We start from the raw sequence: 16,707 nt of genomic DNA, 5'->3' as shown, positions 1-16,707 counted from the left end.
CTTCAAAGATCATCTGGTTTCCATACGTTCACTTTCTCAACGACATAGCTTACTTCTTCATCGCTCATTCCGTACCAAATCGGCAGACTGATTTCCTCATCGGCGATTTGTTCGGCGATCGGCAGCTGACCTTTTTTCATATTCAGGTCTTTATAAGCTTCCTGCAGGTGAATGGCGATCGGATAGTGAATCACGGTTCCGATTCCGTTTTCTTGCAGATATTTCTGGAAATGCTGTCTCTTTTTTGTTCGAACAGCGAAAATATGCCAGACCGCTTCGGAATCATTGCTGACTGACGGTTTGATGATTTGATCCTGATCGATTTGCGCAAGGTATTTTTCGGCAATCGTTTTTCTCTGTTTGTTAAACCGGTCTAAATGCCTCAGTTTTACCCTAAGAAAGCCTGCCTGGACTTCGTCAAGTCTGGAATTAATGCCTTGATAAATATTGTGGTATTTCCGGTCGGAGCCATAATTGGTTAATGCTTTTACTTTTGCAGCTAATTCCGGATCATTGGTGACGACGGCTCCTGCATCCCCAAGTGCGCCTAAATTCTTACTCGGGTAAAAACTGAAGCCGGCAGCATCGCCAAGATTTCCTGCCCGGTAACCTTTGTACCTGGCACCATGTGCCTGAGCAGCATCCTCGATCACTTTTAACCCGTATTTTTTGGCTATCCGGTTAATGTTGTCCATATCTGCGGTTTGTCCGTACAAATGAACTGCGATGATTGCTTTTGTTTTCTCAGTGATTTTTTCTTCGATGCGTTTCGGATTGATCATAAAGGTGTCGATGTCCGGTTCAACGAAGACGGGTCTGGCACCGGCGTAGGAGACGGCAAGGGCCGTGGCGATATAGGTATTAGAAGGGACAATGACTTCATCACCTTCGTGAATCTCATATCCTCTTAAAATCAGGTACAACGCATCCAATCCGTTACCGCAGCCGACACAGTGATTTGCACCGCAGTAGCTGGCAAATTCGTGTTCGAAACTTTCCACCTCCGGACCATTAATGTACCAGTCTTTCTGGTAAAGTTTATGAAACGTATCAAGAATGTCCTTCTGAATTTCCTGATGCATCGGTCCGAAACGAACAAAAGGTACTTTCATCGCTTATTCATCTCCTGAAAACCTGCCATTTGCCTTCTATAAGATTTTTAACGAAAGCCTTTATTCTGGACATGACTTTTGCCGCAATTACGTCAGGATATCTCCAACTAAGTAGGAACAGACGGTGCCTTTTCTCCGTTCGTCTGCGGTAGTCGAACATCTTTTCCCGGTACAAGTGTTTGTTTATTTTTTCCTTATAGGGCAAAATCTCCTGTTTCAGGACCCGGTTAATGTCTGATTCAAAAACCGGATTCGTAGCTTTGCGGGTGCTGATCCCACCCAGTCTGTACTTTATGATCGTTCGATTGAGGAAATGAATCCGCTCACCGAGGCGTGCTAATTTAAGATACAACGGATAATCATCCAAAAATGTGTAGCTTTCATCAAGATAGCCGTAGGTTTCAAATAATTTTCTGCTGAATGAGGTACATGCGCCGGCAATGAAGTTTCTCCTGCACAGTTCCTCAAAGAGTTTGTCGGTACTCTTGAATAACTTTATTTTGCCTTTGTCCGGAGAGCGGTTCCTTAACTTCTTGAAGCTGCTGTCATAAATCTCCATGCAGCCGGTAATGATGTTTGCTCCTGTTCTCTGGAATTCCTGAACGAGAGCGGTGATGACTGTTTCATCATAGAAGCAGTCGTCGCAATCCAGGGGCACAATATAAGTACCCCGGCTTCTTTTGATGGAGCGATTGGAATTTTTTACGATACCCAGATTTTCAGGGTTTTGGGTCACCGTATATGCGATGATATTCTTTTGTCTGTGCTCTTCCAGGTAGGCATTGAGGGCGGTTTTATCGAAATACTCCGAGCCGTCATCGCTGATGATGATCTCGATCTTTGGATAGTCCTGGCTTAAAACGGAATCAATGGCTTGCTCCAGATAGTGAAAATGATTATAAGTCAGGATGACGACAGACACGAGCGGCTGATCCATAGCATAGCTCCTTTTCAGAATGTACATTAGGAATCAGCTGGCAACCTGAGGCATTGTTAAAACGCCTGGCCGTCACTCAATTGCTGAACCATATTGATGTTTGTAATAGCTTTTGTATGCTCCGGATCTTATTTTTTGCCACCATTTTTTATGAGTCAGATACCACTGAATCGTTTCGTTAATCCCTGTTTCAAAGCGATACTGCGGCTGCCAGCCCAGTTCAGCTTTTATCTTTGATGCGTCGATCGCGTAGCGCCGGTCATGCCCCGGTCGATCGGAGACATAGTTGATCAGGCGATGCGGTTTGTTCAATTTATCGAGAATCAGTGTGACAAGATCGATATTGCGCATTTCATGATGATTGCCAATATTAAAGACCTCGCCAGGTTTCCCTTGATGAAGCACAAGGTCGATCGCTGCACAATGATCGTCAACATAGAGCCAGTCGCGAATATTCTTCCCGTCACCATAAACAGGCAGTTCTTTATTTTCCAGTGCATTGATGATGATCAATGGAATCAATTTTTCAGGGAAGTGCCAGGGTCCATAGTTGTTGGCGCAGCGGGTGATATTTATGTCTAATCCGTACGTTTCAAAATAGGAGCGGACAATCATATCCGCTGAAGCTTTGCTTGCCGCATAGGGACTATTGGGTGCCAGAGGGGTAGCCTCAGTAAAATAACCGGCAGAACCTAATGAACCATAGACTTCATCCGTGGAAATCTGCAGATATTTTTTTATGTGCTTGTTTTTTGCCACTTCAAGCAGAGTCTGCGTGCCAAGCACATTCGTTTTAATAAACAGCCCCGGTTCGTAAATACTGCGGTCAACATGGGATGCTGCGGCAAAATTAACAATGGTATCCACCGCAAACTGATCCACGACAAAATAAAGCAATTCCTCGTTGCAAATATCGCCGTGAACAAAATGATAATGCGGATTGTTTTGAACGTCTTCCAGATTTTCCGGATTTCCGGCATAGGTGAGTGCATCAAAGTTAATGATTGTATCGCCTGGGTGGGCCTTAATCATATAGCGAATAAAGTTGCTCCCAATAAAGCCGGCTCCTCCGGTCACAAGCAGTTTCATCAATCCTGCCTCCCGTTTCATAACTACTCAGCATGATTTTTCAATAGATGGAGCAGGTATTGGCCATACCCATTTTTCCTTAACGGCTGCGCCAATTGGTATAGTTTATTTTCATCGATATATCCCATACGATAAGCAATTTCTTCAAGACAGGCAATTTGCAGCCCCTGTCGATTTTCGATTGTCTGGATAAAGAGGGAAGCACTTAACAATGATTCATGTGTGCCTGTATCCAGCCAGGCAAATCCTCGCCCTAGTAACTCAACATGTAATTCGCCCTGATTGAGATAGACTTCGTTAACGGCTGAAATCTCCAGCTCTCCGCGAGGCGAGGGCTTCAGCTCCCTGGCAATATCGACAACCTGATTGTCATAAAAATAAAGACCGGTTACCGCAAAGGACGATTTGGGATGCTCCGGCTTTTCTTCAATTGAGGTCACATGCCCCAGATGATCGAACCCGATAACGCCGAATCGTTCAGGATCTTTGACGCTGTAACCGAAGACCGTTGCGCCTTTTTTTTGAGATACAGCCCGATGAAGCACCGTTTTGAAATCATCGCCGTAAAAAATATTATCTCCGAGGATGAAGGCCACATTTTGGTTGCCAATGAAATCCTTCCCTAAGAGAAAAGCCTGAGCCAGTCCGTCAGGCCTTGGTTGTATCTTATAGCTCAGCTGTATTCCGAGACTGGCCCCATTACCGAGTAATTCTTTGAAACGAGGTGTATCTTCAGGCGTCGAAATAATCAGTATATCCCGGATTCCGGCAATCATTAAAACAGATAATGGATAATAGATCATTGGTTTATCATAAACGGGAAGCAATTGTTTTGATATCGAGCGCGTGATCGGATATAAACGTGTACCGTTTCCACCGGCCATGACAATGCCTTTCAAATAAACCCCCCACTTCTTTTCTAATAAACTATCCGGGCAACTGGGGTTATTTCTTAATGACAATTTATGGATCAGTATTTTGATGCTCCTGAAATGCGGCCTGCGCTTCAGTTAAGTAAAGATTATAGTCTGCTATATAATCATTGGCCGAATAATGTTCCGAAGCGACAACCAATAAAACGCTTCCTTTTGTGAAATCAAACAGTTCACTCCATACCAGGGGTCCTATATACAGACCTGCTGATGGGTTGTTTAGCGTTACGATTTCTTCTTTATTTGGGGCCTTAATCCTTATACTTATTGAACCGTTTAAGCAGATAAGAACCTGTTGCAGATTTTTATGGGCATGACAACCTCTTTCTGCTGCTTGAGCAACCCCGGTAATGTAATAAACGCGTTTTATTTGAAAGGGAACATCAATTTGTTCTTCAATGGGCGTTAAGTGACCCCCTTTGGAGACACAGTCCTTAAAGTTCAAGAGTGTATAATGATCCATTTACGGCCCCCCTATTCTTGAAACGATGCAGCAAAAACCTGCACTTTTTCTATATGCATTGGCTTCCATAATGAGTACATTAACTCCCATTTGTATGGCCTTGTGCACTGGAACTTAAGAGTGAAGTCAGGGGGGCGGAGTCTTAGTTCTACGTAAATTTTCAATATGAAGGGAAAATAGGTCGTTTATCTGAAAAACAGAGGGAGAATGACAAACAGAAGAACAGTCATCACGACAATGAAAGCAACCGTTGCGATAGAAAGAATATTTTGCAGCCAATTATTTACATATTTCCCCATGATCCGTTTATTATTGACGAGCAGCGTCATGAAGATCAGAATGACCGGACTCAGCATTCCGGCGAGCTGCTGTGTGAATAAAGTAAGGCTGATCAATGAGAGACCGGGAATGAGAACAACAACTGCACCAAGGATAATCATCAGAGTATAGATACCATAGAATACGGAGGCATCTTTAACCTGATTGTCGACGCCGCTTTCGAAACCGAAGGCCTCGCAGACAGCATAGGACGTGGAGAGCGGGATCACGGCGCAGGCCAGCACCGATGCCCCCAGCAGTCCGGCTCCGAAGAGGATGGAGGCAAAATGTCCGGCGAGCGGGGCAAGCGCCATCGCAGCCTGATGCGCCGAGGTGACACTTATTCCGGCTTTGTATAAAGTGGCTGCTGTACAGACAATAATGAAGAAGGCAATCATATTGCCCCAGACAGCCCCGACACAGGCATCAAGCTGAGCATCGCCAAGTTCTGAAATTTTCATCCGTTTATCCACGATCGATGATTGCAGGTAAAATTGCATATAAGGCGTAATCGTTGTTCCAATCATCCCGATGAATGTCAGCAGGAAACCCTGGTTTAGGTCGAGACCGGGAGTCAATGACTGGCGGAAGACGGTTCCCCAGTCGGGACGGACAAGAAAGCAGGTAATAATGTAACTGAAAAAAACAAGGGTGAACAGGAGAAAAATTTTCTCAACGCGCTTGTAGGAACCCTTGGATACAAGAAACCAGATCGCAACAGCGAACACGGGAACAGAAATGTACTTGCTGATGCCGAAGAGTTCAAGACTGACGGCGATGCCGGCAAAATCGGCGATAGAGACACCAAAATTGGCGATCATAAGGACAAGCATGGCAATAAAAGTGAGTTTAACCCCAAAATTTTCCCGAATCATGCTGGCGAGTCCCTTGCCGGTGACGATGGCCATCCGGGCATTCATCTCCTGAACGACGGCGAGACTGATCGTAATGAAGATCAGTCCCCAGATCATCCGGTATCCGTACGAGGCGCCGACGGAGGCATAGGTGAAAATACCGCCGGCATCGTTGCCAGCGTTCGAACTGATCAGACCCGGTCCGAGGATGCTGAAAAGGAACAGAATATTAAAGGATCTCTTTCTTGTGCCATGCACCATGGTTCAACTTCTTTCGATCACAGGAACGGATCAGTGTTTGTGCAGCAGGTCATAAAGAACATCGGTGGCGATGACCGTTCCGGATAATTTGTCTGTTTTATCGACAACCGCCACGGCGGGCAGATTATATTTTGAAATGATCTGAATCAGATCGGGCAGAGTATCATTATCACGGACCACATGAAAATCTGTATTCATCATGTCGTGGATCCGCACCGTGGGTTCGGAGACGGCGAGGTCTCTCAACGAGACGATACCGGTCAGCCGGTGCGCTGCATTGACGACGTAAAGGAAATAAACCGTGTCCAGTTCCGGTTTCTCCCGGCGAAGCCTGACCAGGCAGTCTTCCACGGTCATCTGCTCATTGATTGAAACCAGGTCGGTGGACATTAAACTGCCGACCGTATTCTCCGGGTATTCCATCAGTTCCTGAACTTCCCGGGAAGTCTCCTTATTCATTACTTTCAGCAGATTATGGACAATGTCCTGATCAAGTATGCCGAAAATGTCGGCCACCTCATCCGACGGCATCTTCTCAAGAACGTTTGCGGCTTTTGTGATGGAAAGATTGTCGATCAGTGTCACCTGGGATTCAGGTTCCATTTCCTCCAGAACATCTGCCGCCTTTTCTTCATCTAATGCGGTAAACATCGACATCTGCTTGTCTTTATCAAGATCTTCAATAATATCCGCAACATCGGAAGGATGCAGCATTGAGATTTTTTTCGCCTGTGCGGCCAGCTTCAGGACGTTCTCTCCGGATTCCACAGTCTGCACATCGTCCCAAAGGATCAGCTGTCCCGGAAGATTTTTGTGAAACAGCTGTAAGACATTTTTCATCGGTTTGGCGACATCAAGCCTTCTCAGTAAACCTTCCAGTCCGATATCAACGGCAATCAGAAACAGGCCCTCAGAGACCACCGCGAAACGCAAATCATTAACACGGACGACCTTCCGTCCGTCCAGATCAATAATCTGTTTGTCGAGCATGGTTTCTTTCAGTGAGAAATAGTTTTCTTTGCCGGCAACATCTTTTCCGCGCAGCCGGCGGCAGTAGAAATTGTATTTTGAACCGTTCAATTCAATGGCAACGGCTGTGCTGTCGAGCGTGACACCGCCGCGCAGTTTAATCGCAACAACTTTAGGACGTTTATAATCGGTATCGACATACAAGTCGGCGATCCTGCCGAGCATGTGATGCACTTTCGACTGATAGACCGGCCTGCCGAGAATGCGGCTGAAATAAAATTTGGATATCATGTCGGTTTCATCCCCCTTTGCGTCGCAGTGACCTGCAAAATGGCGGACATGGTGCCGTCTCTCTGGTTGAGCAGATCCCAAACACTGAAAAAATTTTGACGTCCAGCCGGAATGAGCCGTTTAATCTCATTTTATCACGACGACAACGGACCGTATCAAAGACGATCAGTGAAATTCACGTGATGGCTCAGTAGATCAATGAATCAATGAGGAGAGCCATAAGAATAATTTATTGTTCGGGTCAACAAAGCGGCGGCTGTTTTTGTCCAGGGAAGCAATCCCATCCATTTCCTGATCCGTTAATGCAAAATTAAAGACATCCAGATTCTGCTGCAGGCGATCAGGATGAACGGATTTGGGAATAACGGCAATATTTCGCTGCAAGTTCCAGCGCAGGATGATCTGAGCCGTCGTTTTACTGTATTTCGCAGCAAGCCCGACTAAATATTTTTGCCGGAACAGATTCTGGTTGCCGTGTCCGAACGGCCCCCAGGCTTCATGCTGAATGTGATGATCCGTCAGATAGCGATGAAGTTCACGCTGCTGCATATTTGGGTTGGTCTGAACCTGGTCGACCATCGGGATCAGGTCGCTGTTTTGCGCCAGTTTTTCCAGATGTTCTTTTTCAAAGTTGGCCACGCCGATCGCACGTATGCGGCCGGCATGGTACAGTTCTGTGATCGTTTGCCAGCTTTCGGCATAATGAGCCGATGGCCAGTGAATCAGATAGAGGTCCACATAATCTGTGTCCAGACGTTCAAGACTCTTCTGAAAAGCAGCTAATGTCTTCTCCCGGCCGTGATCCGAATTCCACAGTTTTGTGGTAATGAACACGTCTTCACGTTTTAACCCGCTTTTTTTAATAGCGTCCGCGACCAGCGCCTCATTGTGATACAGGGCGGCTGTATCAATCCGGCGGTAACCGTGCTGCAGCGCCCAAATAATCGTATCTTCCTGGCTTTTTTTGACCTGATAGACGCCCAGCCCGATTTTGGGCATGGATACACCATTGCTTAGCAGAAAGTCTTCCATATCGTTTCCCCCCGTTGCGTATAAAAGGATGCTTCTGAGATTATTTTACTTCTAATGAGATAAGGATTCATTTGCGGAGGTTCCGGTGCAGATGGTTTGAAAAAACAAATGCGCGGGTACAAAGTAATTAAGGAGAAAATCAATCGAATTGCGGGAATAGAATATAAAAAAATTGATGATGAAGAATGGGGGATTGATTGGAAAAGTATGAGCAGGCCACATTTGCCGGCAGGTGTTTCTGGTGTATGGTGCAGCCGTTTGATCAGGAACCGGGGATCATTCAGGTGGTGTCCGGATATATCGGCGGGAATACGGAAGCGCCGACTTACGAACAGGTCAGTCATGGCAAAACGGGTCACGCAGAGGCAGTCCAGATTCCAGTCCGGTGTCTTCTTCCGATTTGTTGTGGCAGTTCCTCGCATCATCTCTTGATACATCAGCCACCCAAAACAGCAGCTTCCGGAACGGATCTGGCAGCAACGGATCTGAATGCCGCTCAGGGCAGCCAGAATACAACATCGATTATTTAATCATGATGAAAAATCATAGCGTGGCGCACCAGCCTGATGACCCGGCTGGTGTTTTTTTACGGCCGGGTGCTGGTAATGTTATTTTTCGCTCCAGGAGCCCGCTTACCAAAAAATAAGAATAAACTGGAAATTTTTCACGGCAAGGTTCAGATTATGAAGAAAATGCCGATATAATAGTGTAGAATGAAATGGTTCTTTAGACTCATTTTTTCATTAAGTTCTTGATCTGAAAATTGCCGTATCGTGGAACAGGAGGTTAAGCAAATATAATGCGCCAAAATCAGCGGCAGCCGCCGCGAACCATTCCTGCGCTGCTGCGCCAGATCAGTCGGTCGAACGATATCCATGAGGTTGAAGAAAAAGAGGCCGTCATATCGGCCTATTTTCTTACTCCGGTTCTGCTGTTGTCCGGTCTGGTCACAAGCATTTCAGGCAGAACGGAGATTTATACATTTGTTCAGTCCCTGATCTTCTTCTCAGTCATGCTGTTCTGCAGTGCGGCGATTCTTGTTGTCGTTCGCTCGGGACTTCATCTGCATCTGCGGAATCATATTACCGGGGGTCTTATTTCTCTGACCATCCTGATGCAGATGTTTTCCGGTATTGATGCGGTTGAGTCTGTAAATATCACTTTTCTGCTGATTATTCTTGTTATTGGTCTGATGCGCGTCGATCTGACGCTTTTTCTCTATACGGTGCTGACGTCAATCGGCGGCGGGATCCTGCTCTGGGTACGGCTGATACCGGCAGAACCACTGTCCGATTTGTTCTTGCATACTGTTGAACTTACTCTGTTTCTGGTTATTCTGGTTGTCGGACTCGCGCTGCACCGTCTGTTCAACAACCTATTATCCGTCTATTTCAGTCAGATTATCGAAAGCCGCAAACAGTACCGCCGGCTTAAGCTGGCGAATCATCGGCTTACCGAGAGTGAGAAGGCACTGTTCCGGCTTGCCAGTCGGGACAGTCTTACAGATCTTCCGAACCGCGAGAAGTTTTTGCGTGAACTTGACAGACAATGCACTCGGGCAGAAAAGCCCTTTGTTGTGGTGTTCATCGATCTGGATAATTTTAAGAAAATCAACGATACGATGGGCCATTATGTCGGTGACCGTTATCTTGCCGGGGTTGCACACCAGTTTTCAGGATGCCTGACGGCTGGCGATGTACTCGGACGTATCGGCGGCGATGAATTTGCGATGATTATTCGCAGCATTTCGGACAAGTCCGAAGTCTTTCACTATATTGAAAAACTGAGCAGTATTTTTGATACCGTTTTTCGTGTTGAAGAATACCAGCTGAGAACAAGCGCGAGTTTCGGTGTTTCCCTTTTTCCGCAGGATGCGTCCAGCGCGGTCAGCCTGCTTCGGGCGGCGGACCGGGCACTTTATCAGGTGAAGGAAAATGGAAAAAATAATATCTGCTTTTTTAACGACGCCATGCGTGAGCAAATGAGTGTCGAGCAACGGATCGACGCGGCACTTGCAAGGGCCGTAGCCGACGATGAACTGTTTGTCGTCTATCAGCCGTTGTTTGGCCTGGATTCAGGGGCACTGCTTGGATTTGAGGCACTGGTGCGCTGGCAGATGAGTAAGAGCGAGGTGATCTTTCCCGATGTTCTGATCCCTGCTGCGGAAAAAACCGGATTGATCGACGAAATCGGTCTATGGGTATTAAGGCATGTCTGCAGGCAAATTAAAGAAATAGAAAGGATTAGCGGCACGCACTATCCTGTATCCGTGAATGTGTCGGCCGGTCAGATGAGGAGTCCGCAGTTCGCCGGCTCGGTTACGGAAATTATCCGTGAAGAACAGGTGGATCCCGGACTGATTCAGCTTGAGATGACGGAATCGGCATTCATCCACAATCTGGCACTGGCTGCATCGATCATGGCAGAGCTGAAAGAAGCCGGTGTACACCTGACCGTCGACCATTTCGGGGAAGGGTATTCGACATTCAACTATTTGCGCCGGCTGCCGATCGACACACTGAAAATCGGCGGACAGCTCATCAGAGAGATGAAGCAGCCCGAAGAGGCATCGCGGCTGATCCGTTCGATCGTGACGATGATGCATCACATGTCGATCCGGGTGATATCGGAAGGGGTTGAAACAGAAAATCAGCTCTCGATGCTGAAGGCGTCCTCATGCGACGGCGTTCAGGGATTTCTTCTCGGGAAACCGATGGATGAGAAGCAGCTGGCTCTTTTTATCCGGAACCGTGCGGGCTGCTGATCATTAGTGACCGGATGATTTTGCCGAAGTTTCCGGCCGTGGCGTATAATGTCAGTGAAGCGATATGCCGTTGTCCGAACCATGCAGGTAAATCGTAAAACAGGCAGGAGGAAGCTGCAGAAATGATTAATCAGGAATATAAGAAAATGCTTGGAAAGAAGTCGGTCATCCGGGAATTGTCCGAATATGCCACCGAGCGGGCGAAGAAAGTCGGTTATGAAAATGTGTTTGACTTCAGTCTGGGCAATCCGTCTGTCCCTGTTCCCCAGGCTTTTACAGATCAGCTCGTTGCTCTGGCGAAAAGCGATGATCCGGTCGCCGTTCACGGATACAGTCCAAGTCTCGGCATCACATCTGTCCGGGAGAAAATTGCCGTCTCTTTGAAACGGCGTTTCGGCCTTGACTATACAAAGGACGACATCTTTATGACCTCCGGCGCTGCAGGCGCAATAGCCCATGCACTGCGGGCGGTGACGGTAACCGGTGATGAAGTGATCACGTTTGCCCCCTATTTTCCTGAATACAATCCCTACGTCAATAAAACCGGAGCGATACTGAAAGTTGTCCCTCCGGATACAAAAAGTTTTCAGATCAATTTTCCTGAGTTCGAAAAGATGTTCTCTTCAAAAGTCATGGCGGTTCTGATCAATACGCCAAATAACCCGACCGGTATTGCCTATTCTAAAGATACAATCGAAAAGCTCGCAGCATTTCTCGAACAGAAGGAGCAGGAATACGGCCATGAGATCTACCTGATTTCCGACGAACCTTATCGGGAAATCGTCTTCGGCCATGTTGATGCGCCGTTTGTTGCCGGTTACTATCGCCATTCGATCACCTGTTACTCATTCAGCAAGTCGCTGTCCCTGCCGGGCGAACGGATCGGTTATGTGGCGGTAAATCCGGCTTGCGAAGATGCAGCGCTGATCGTTCAGATGTGCGGTCAGATTTCGCGCGGGATCGGACACAATTGTCCGCCGTCGATCATTCAGCTTGCTGTAGCGGAAGTAGCCGACATGACGGCAGATCTTTCGGTCTACGAAACGAATATGAATATTCTCTATAAAGAGCTTACAGCACTCGGTTTTTCAATCGTCAAACCCGGCGGGACATTTTATATGTTCCCGAAAGCTCTTGAAAGCGATGCTGCTGCTTTTTGCAAACACGCGCTGAAGTATGATCTGATTCTTGTTCCCGCCGACAGTTTCGGCTGCCCGGGCTATTTCCGGATGGCTTACTGCATCCCGACGGAAAAAGTCAGGCGGTCCATAGCGGCATTTAAAAAATTGGCTGCTGATTACCGATAATTAGAGAAAGAGGCAAAATACCGGGAACACACCGAACAGTGAAAGCCGCCGGTCCCGGCCGGAAGGATGAACAGGATGGACGTCTATGTCGCGCGCCAGCCGATTTTTGACAGAGAGATGAAGCTCCGCGGCTATGAACTGCTGTACCGGCAGGGGAGACACAATTATTACGAAGGTACCGATGATCAGAAAGCAACAGCAACGGTTCTGTCAAATTCGGTACTGGTTGCTCATTTCAGCGAACTGGTCGATGGAAAACGGGGATTTATCAATTTTCCCGGAGAATTCCTGACCGCCGGATTACCGCGGCTGCTCCCGCGGAAAAAGATTGTGGTGGAAATACTGGAACGTGTTCAGGCCACCGACGCCGTGATCGCGGCCTGCCGCCGGCTGAAAAGGGACGGGTATACGATTGCCCTGGACGACTTCAGTCTCAGCAACAGCCGGGAATATCGGGCACTGATCGAGCTGGCAGATATTATCAAAATTGAATTTCCAAAAGTTCGTATCCCGGACCAGCTGAAACTGATCCGTGCGCTGCGTGATAAGACGATCTTTCTCGCCGAAAAAGTAGAAACCGTCCAGCAATACCAGCTGGCGATGAGAATGGGCTATCAGCTTTTTCAGGGCTATTTTTTTAGCAAACCGGCGATGATCAATAAAAAAGATATCGGCATGCTGAGTGTCAGTTTAGTGACCATCATTAAGGAACTTGAACGGAAAGAGCCTGATGTGCAGAAGATGGCCGGCCTGATTGAGAAGGATCTCGGTCTGTCCTATAAGGTTCTGCGGCTGGCGAATACGGTGAACTTCGGCAGCCGCTATCCGGTCCGGTCCATGCAGCAGGCACTGGTCCGGATCGGCTCGGATCAGCTTCTTCAGTGGATGCATCTGTTTCTGCTGAACAGTGTCAGAAACACCGAGAATAATGAGCTGATCAAAGCGTCGATGATTCGCGGCAAGATCATGGCCCTGTTGAGCAACGAGATCGGCTCCGGCGATCAGGAGTCCGACTACTTCATTGCCGGGATCTTCTCTTCGATTGACAGCATTCTCAATGATTCGATGGACCATATCATCGACGGCCTGCCGCTTGACTTGAATGTCCGGGAGGCCCTGCTTGGTAGGGAAAATGCAATCCGGCGTGCACTGGATTCAGTCATCGCCTGTGAACAGGCGAACTGGGAAGCCCTGAAAAAGGATACGGATGAAAACAGCATCTTGTCGGAGAAGTATATGACTTTTTACCTGCGGGCACTGAAATGGCGGAAGAGTATTCCGAAAGACCCGGTGTGACAATAAGCGGTGCGGGATCAGAGGAAACAGGCTAGAATCAATCAAAGCAGGGATTTTTCTGCAGATCGGAGAACCGATATGAAAAAAATACTGACAGCCATCACCATTATGGCCCTGTTGCTTGGCGCCTGCGGGCATCAGCAGAATCCATATGATCAGGCAATAAAGCAGGGACAGAAAGCGGTCCAGTCGGAACATTATACTTCGGCACAAACCTATTTCCGGCAGGCACTGGATGCAAAGCGTACCGACCGGACAGCACTGGCTTACCTGAATCAGCTGAAAAATTTTCAGAAGGCGGTGAATAGTCTGAAGAAAGGGGATCCTGAGTCGGCGATCAATGCCGCAGACAGAGTACTTCTGGAGAAAAATGGGTCAGGAACACTGATTCGAAGGGCAAGGACGCTGAAGGATTCCGCCCTGGCAGAACTGAGCCCGTCACAGTCCGGCTCCAGCGGGACTGTGACCGCCGGTTCAGACAGCCGGCCGGCATCCTCCGCGCCGGCATCTTCTGCCGAAGCCAGTTCATCTGAACCGGCTGTTTCAACAGCCGCCAGTTCTTCAGACGGAACAGAAAGCAGTCCGTCTTCAGTCGCCGCCGATGCACCGGCACCGGCTCAGTCCGGCGGGACGGTGAAATCGTCGGCTCAGAAACAGGCCGAAACTGCTGTTGTAGAAGCTGCCGGCTATTCCCGGGATCAGGTGTACGTCTCCACAAGGGACAGCGGTGTCTACTATTCGATTGAACTGCGGGAGAGTCATTCGGGAGACAGTGCGACGGATCCGAATACAGCCCCGTCAATCGGGTTCTTCCGTTACTATAAAAGCAGCGGAAAGATCACGAAACTGGATATTATCAGCAATCAGTACAAGCCGTTAGCGAATTAAGCGGATGGCCAGCCTGACCGAATGAGTATTTTCACAGGTACGATCATGTTATAAATCAAAGAAGTGACGGTAAAACGTCACTTCTTTGATTATCACAAATTTCTCGAAAAGCAAAGGTACATAATTATATTTTCTTCATTAAGAGGGTGATGTGAATACAAGACTCTCAATTTTTTTACAGTCAACAAAAACGATCTCACAAGGAATAGGTGGGGAAAGGAGTTCATTCACTTCAATCGTAATGCAACAATCCGTCGAGCTGAACCCAAGGAATTTTCCTTCAATAATATCTCCGGAATCCGTGACGATCCTGATTGTTGTTCCGGTACCTGCTTTTCTTAGCAATTGGCAGATGCACCCATGGCAAGAGCACGGGTGATTTTCTTTATTCGAGCAGTTGCATTCCGTCTTCTTATAGTGATCATCCTTTTTATGTTTCTTACATTTCTTTTTCTTATCATGCTCTTCTTTTTCGGACCAGCTGCACTCTCTTTCTTTATCACTAAGTTTTTTTTTATCATCATACTTTTTCTTGTCGCCCAATTATTTCACCCCTTTGATCTTCTCACCTGTACTCTATTCGATAAAGGGATCCGCTGTAAGTGTACTAACCTACTTTGATAAGAAATTAGTCAATCAGCCTGTTCCATCTGCTTTTAAGCCGGAGTGGAAACTCAGTATTCGGGTTTTGACTGGTTGACATAGCGGCGGAATGTGACTGTACGTGCGACAAAATCGCTTTTTCTTTTTAATAATAGGTCCTGGTGATCAGAGGGCCCATTGTGTATGCCCGGATATCTTAAATAGACATAGTTCATTCGGGAAGTCGCATACATCCTGATCCCATTGAGAAAACAGTTTTGCTGAAACCGGCTGTCTTCACCTCGATTTAGATCCGGGAAGGGATAAGCCTCAGCAATTTTCTTTTTTATGATCAATGTTCCTCCGCTGAAGAAATAAGTGTTTTTATAAGCATAAAGATTGTTGCGGGAAGGAACCCATTCATGTTCATGATATGGGTTGAACAAACGAAGTTCCTGCGTATTTTTAAAGTAAATAAAGAATGAGCGCTTACCTGCAATTTCAGCTCCGGATTCTGCCAGAGAATGCTGCGCCTCTTCGAGATAGTATTTCCCGTAATAGTCATCATCGTCAAATTTGGCAATCACCGGATAATTAGCGCTTCTCACACCGTGATTAAGACATTCGCCAAGACTTATTTTTGAAGGTATCGAATGGATAGAAGCACGGATCCTGCAGCTTGCAATTTTCTTCTTTATGGGAGAAACGTCAATAGAATTTGAATTAAGGATCAGAATCAGTTCTTTTTCTTCCAGCGTTTGTCTCGAAAAATTTTCAATGATGTTATTAATGAATCGGGGACGAAAGGTTGAGACAATGACTGAAATCATGGTGTACCATCCTTTATGTGCGGTCTCCGGATCAGATCGTCAAAATCGTTGGTCACAGCAATTAAGTGGCTGTTTTTCTGAAATAAACGAGGATCGGCATTCCATGTATGCTGATGCTGCTTTGACTTATACCGGATGAGGACGTAATCATAGGGATCGGTCGAGAACACAGATAAACCCTGACGGAGACAATCCTTTTGAAATTTAAGGTCCTCTCCGAGATTCAGCTGAGAAAAAGGGACTATTTTCAGCACTTCTTTTTTAAAGACCAGTGTGCCTCCCGCCAACGGCCTCTTTAAATCGCTTTCCTTTCTTAGAAAGGTATTTTTTTTTTCTTCTCCGGAACAGGCTCAGTTTTTTTTCGTCTGTAAAATAGATGAAGATCGAGGATTTACCGATCACATCGGTCTTCTTTATTTCCAGCTGGCCGACCATATTTGTTAAATAGTCAGGTGAGTAATAATCGTCGTCATCAAATCTGGCGATAACATTATAATATGAGCGTTCGCTGGCAAAATTTAAACATTCCCCCAATGTCTTAGTATTATCTAATTGATAAATACGTATTTCGCCATAATGGGCTGTTTTCTTCCTCCATAATTCGACATTCATGTTTTTATTATTTAAAAGGATAATGAGTTCCTTTGGCCGGAAATTCTGCCTCAGAAAATTATTCAGAACAGCGTTTTCCATATTCTGTCGATTTGTACATGTTACTACAGTTACCATAAAATCACTCCGATTAAGTTTAATGTCCATGCACGTCTTATCCTTTATTCATA

General features: G+C 46.7%; 16 protein-coding genes. 5 read left to right on the top strand and 11 right to left on the bottom strand.

Translation table 11 applies throughout. The features are described from left to right. Nucleotides 1-2: 2 nt before the first annotated feature. The 8 genes from D889_RS0108810 to D889_RS0108775 form a co-directional block, all read right to left on the bottom strand. Complete coding sequence (locus D889_RS0108810) at nt 3-1,112, bottom strand: DegT/DnrJ/EryC1/StrS family aminotransferase (protein WP_010630800.1); 1,110 nt, start codon at nt 1,110-1,112, stop codon at nt 3-5. 7 nt (nt 1,113-1,119) lie between these two features. Next, nucleotides 1,120-2,049: a glycosyltransferase gene (locus tag D889_RS0108805; protein ID WP_010630799.1), complete on the bottom strand. Its 930-nt coding sequence runs from the start codon at nt 2,047-2,049 to the stop codon at nt 1,120-1,122. Between the two features lie 72 nt (nt 2,050-2,121). Beyond that, entirely contained in the window at nt 2,122-3,138 is a 1,017-nt protein-coding gene (gene rfbB / locus D889_RS0108800) for a dTDP-glucose 4,6-dehydratase (RefSeq protein WP_010630798.1), read from the bottom strand. 23 nt (nt 3,139-3,161) lie between these two features. Beyond that, nucleotides 3,162-4,037 carry a glucose-1-phosphate thymidylyltransferase RfbA gene (gene rfbA / locus D889_RS0108795; RefSeq protein ID WP_010630797.1) on the bottom strand — a complete coding sequence of 292 codons (876 nt, stop codon included), beginning with the start codon at nt 4,035-4,037 and terminating at the stop codon, nt 3,162-3,164. Between the two features lie 64 nt (nt 4,038-4,101). Beyond that, on the bottom strand, nt 4,102-4,533 hold the full coding sequence (locus tag D889_RS0108790) for a sugar 3,4-ketoisomerase (protein WP_010630796.1): 432 nt from the start codon (nt 4,531-4,533) through the stop codon (nt 4,102-4,104). Nucleotides 4,534-4,718: 185 nt separating this feature from the next. After that, nucleotides 4,719-5,966 carry an Nramp family divalent metal transporter gene (locus D889_RS0108785; RefSeq protein WP_010630795.1) on the bottom strand — a complete coding sequence of 416 codons (1,248 nt, stop codon included), beginning with the start codon at nt 5,964-5,966 and terminating at the stop codon, nt 4,719-4,721. A gap of 30 nt (nt 5,967-5,996) precedes the next feature. After that, the gene (locus D889_RS0108780) at nt 5,997-7,226 is read right to left on the bottom strand and encodes a magnesium transporter MgtE N-terminal domain-containing protein (RefSeq protein WP_010630794.1); all 1,230 of its coding nucleotides are present in this window, start codon (nt 7,224-7,226) and stop codon (nt 5,997-5,999) included. Between the two features lie 195 nt (nt 7,227-7,421). Beyond that, on the bottom strand, nt 7,422-8,258 hold the full coding sequence (locus D889_RS0108775) for an aldo/keto reductase (RefSeq protein ID WP_010630793.1): 837 nt from the start codon (nt 8,256-8,258) through the stop codon (nt 7,422-7,424). A 197-nt stretch (nt 8,259-8,455) separates the two neighbouring features. Between D889_RS0108775 and D889_RS0108770 the strand changes: the two genes are divergently transcribed. The 5 genes from D889_RS0108770 to D889_RS0108745 all read left to right on the top strand — a co-directional run bounded on the left by D889_RS0108770 (nt 8,456) and on the right by D889_RS0108745 (nt 14,513). After that, complete coding sequence (locus tag D889_RS0108770; protein WP_238537535.1) at nt 8,456-8,788, top strand: peptide-methionine (S)-S-oxide reductase; 333 nt, start codon at nt 8,456-8,458, stop codon at nt 8,786-8,788. Between the two features lie 269 nt (nt 8,789-9,057). Then, nucleotides 9,058-11,022 carry a putative bifunctional diguanylate cyclase/phosphodiesterase gene (locus D889_RS0108760; RefSeq protein ID WP_010630791.1) on the top strand — a complete coding sequence of 655 codons (1,965 nt, stop codon included), beginning with the start codon at nt 9,058-9,060 and terminating at the stop codon, nt 11,020-11,022. Between the two features lie 122 nt (nt 11,023-11,144). Further along, nucleotides 11,145-12,329, top strand: a complete 1,185-nt coding sequence (locus tag D889_RS0108755; RefSeq protein ID WP_010630790.1) for a pyridoxal phosphate-dependent aminotransferase — start codon at nt 11,145-11,147, stop codon at nt 12,327-12,329. 75 nt (nt 12,330-12,404) lie between these two features. After that, nucleotides 12,405-13,625, top strand: coding sequence for an EAL and HDOD domain-containing protein (locus D889_RS0108750; protein WP_010630789.1), 1,221 nt, complete (start codon nt 12,405-12,407; stop codon nt 13,623-13,625). Between the two features lie 78 nt (nt 13,626-13,703). Then, nucleotides 13,704-14,513, top strand: coding sequence for an outer membrane protein assembly factor BamD (locus D889_RS0108745; RefSeq protein ID WP_010630788.1), 810 nt, complete (start codon nt 13,704-13,706; stop codon nt 14,511-14,513). 138 nt (nt 14,514-14,651) lie between these two features. Here the strand turns inward: D889_RS0108745 and D889_RS0108740 are convergent, their stop codons facing one another. The 3 genes from D889_RS0108740 to D889_RS15250 form a co-directional block, all read right to left on the bottom strand. Further along, a complete protein-coding gene (locus D889_RS0108740) occupies nt 14,652-15,056 on the bottom strand; it encodes a hypothetical protein (RefSeq protein ID WP_010630787.1) in 405 nt (134 codons plus the stop codon). A gap of 131 nt (nt 15,057-15,187) precedes the next feature. Beyond that, nucleotides 15,188-15,925 carry a glycosyltransferase gene (locus tag D889_RS14925; protein ID WP_010630786.1) on the bottom strand — a complete coding sequence of 246 codons (738 nt, stop codon included), beginning with the start codon at nt 15,923-15,925 and terminating at the stop codon, nt 15,188-15,190. A gap of 261 nt (nt 15,926-16,186) precedes the next feature. Continuing rightward, the gene (locus D889_RS15250) at nt 16,187-16,684 is read right to left on the bottom strand and encodes a glycosyltransferase (protein WP_051077506.1); all 498 of its coding nucleotides are present in this window, start codon (nt 16,682-16,684) and stop codon (nt 16,187-16,189) included. Nucleotides 16,685-16,707 lie beyond the last annotated feature (23 nt).

Origin of the sequence: Sporolactobacillus vineae DSM 21990 = SL153 (genome assembly GCF_000377985.1) — a bacterium.
Taxonomy (GTDB): domain Bacteria; phylum Bacillota; class Bacilli; order Bacillales; family Sporolactobacillaceae; genus Sporolactobacillus; species Sporolactobacillus vineae.
Note: the sequence above shows the minus strand (reverse complement) of the source record. Positions and strands in the feature narration are given on the sequence as shown.

Excerpts from the sequence above, each read along its gene's own strand:
- D889_RS0108775 (WP_010630793.1), bottom strand. The coding sequence starts at position 8,258 with ATGGAAGACTTTCTGCTAAGCAATGGTGTATCCATGCCCAAAATCGGG.
- D889_RS0108805 (WP_010630799.1), bottom strand. The coding sequence starts at position 2,049 with ATGGATCAGCCGCTCGTGTCTGTCGTCATCCTGACTTATAATCATTTT.
- D889_RS0108745 (WP_010630788.1), top strand. The coding sequence starts at position 13,704 with ATGAAAAAAATACTGACAGCCATCACCATTATGGCCCTGTTGCTTGGC.
- D889_RS0108780 (WP_010630794.1), bottom strand. The coding sequence starts at position 7,226 with ATGATATCCAAATTTTATTTCAGCCGCATTCTCGGCAGGCCGGTCTAT.
- D889_RS0108760 (WP_010630791.1), top strand. The coding sequence starts at position 9,058 with ATGCGCCAAAATCAGCGGCAGCCGCCGCGAACCATTCCTGCGCTGCTG.
- D889_RS14925 (WP_010630786.1), bottom strand. The coding sequence starts at position 15,925 with ATGATTTCAGTCATTGTCTCAACCTTTCGTCCCCGATTCATTAATAAC.
- D889_RS0108790 (WP_010630796.1), bottom strand. The coding sequence starts at position 4,533 with ATGGATCATTATACACTCTTGAACTTTAAGGACTGTGTCTCCAAAGGG.
- D889_RS0108785 (WP_010630795.1), bottom strand. The coding sequence starts at position 5,966 with ATGGTGCATGGCACAAGAAAGAGATCCTTTAATATTCTGTTCCTTTTC.
- D889_RS0108755 (WP_010630790.1), top strand. The coding sequence starts at position 11,145 with ATGATTAATCAGGAATATAAGAAAATGCTTGGAAAGAAGTCGGTCATC.
- D889_RS0108750 (WP_010630789.1), top strand. The coding sequence starts at position 12,405 with ATGGACGTCTATGTCGCGCGCCAGCCGATTTTTGACAGAGAGATGAAG.
- D889_RS0108810 (WP_010630800.1), bottom strand. The coding sequence starts at position 1,112 with ATGAAAGTACCTTTTGTTCGTTTCGGACCGATGCATCAGGAAATTCAG.
- D889_RS15250 (WP_051077506.1), bottom strand. The coding sequence starts at position 16,684 with ATGGACATTAAACTTAATCGGAGTGATTTTATGGTAACTGTAGTAACA.
- rfbB (WP_010630798.1), bottom strand. The coding sequence starts at position 3,138 with ATGAAACTGCTTGTGACCGGAGGAGCCGGCTTTATTGGGAGCAACTTT.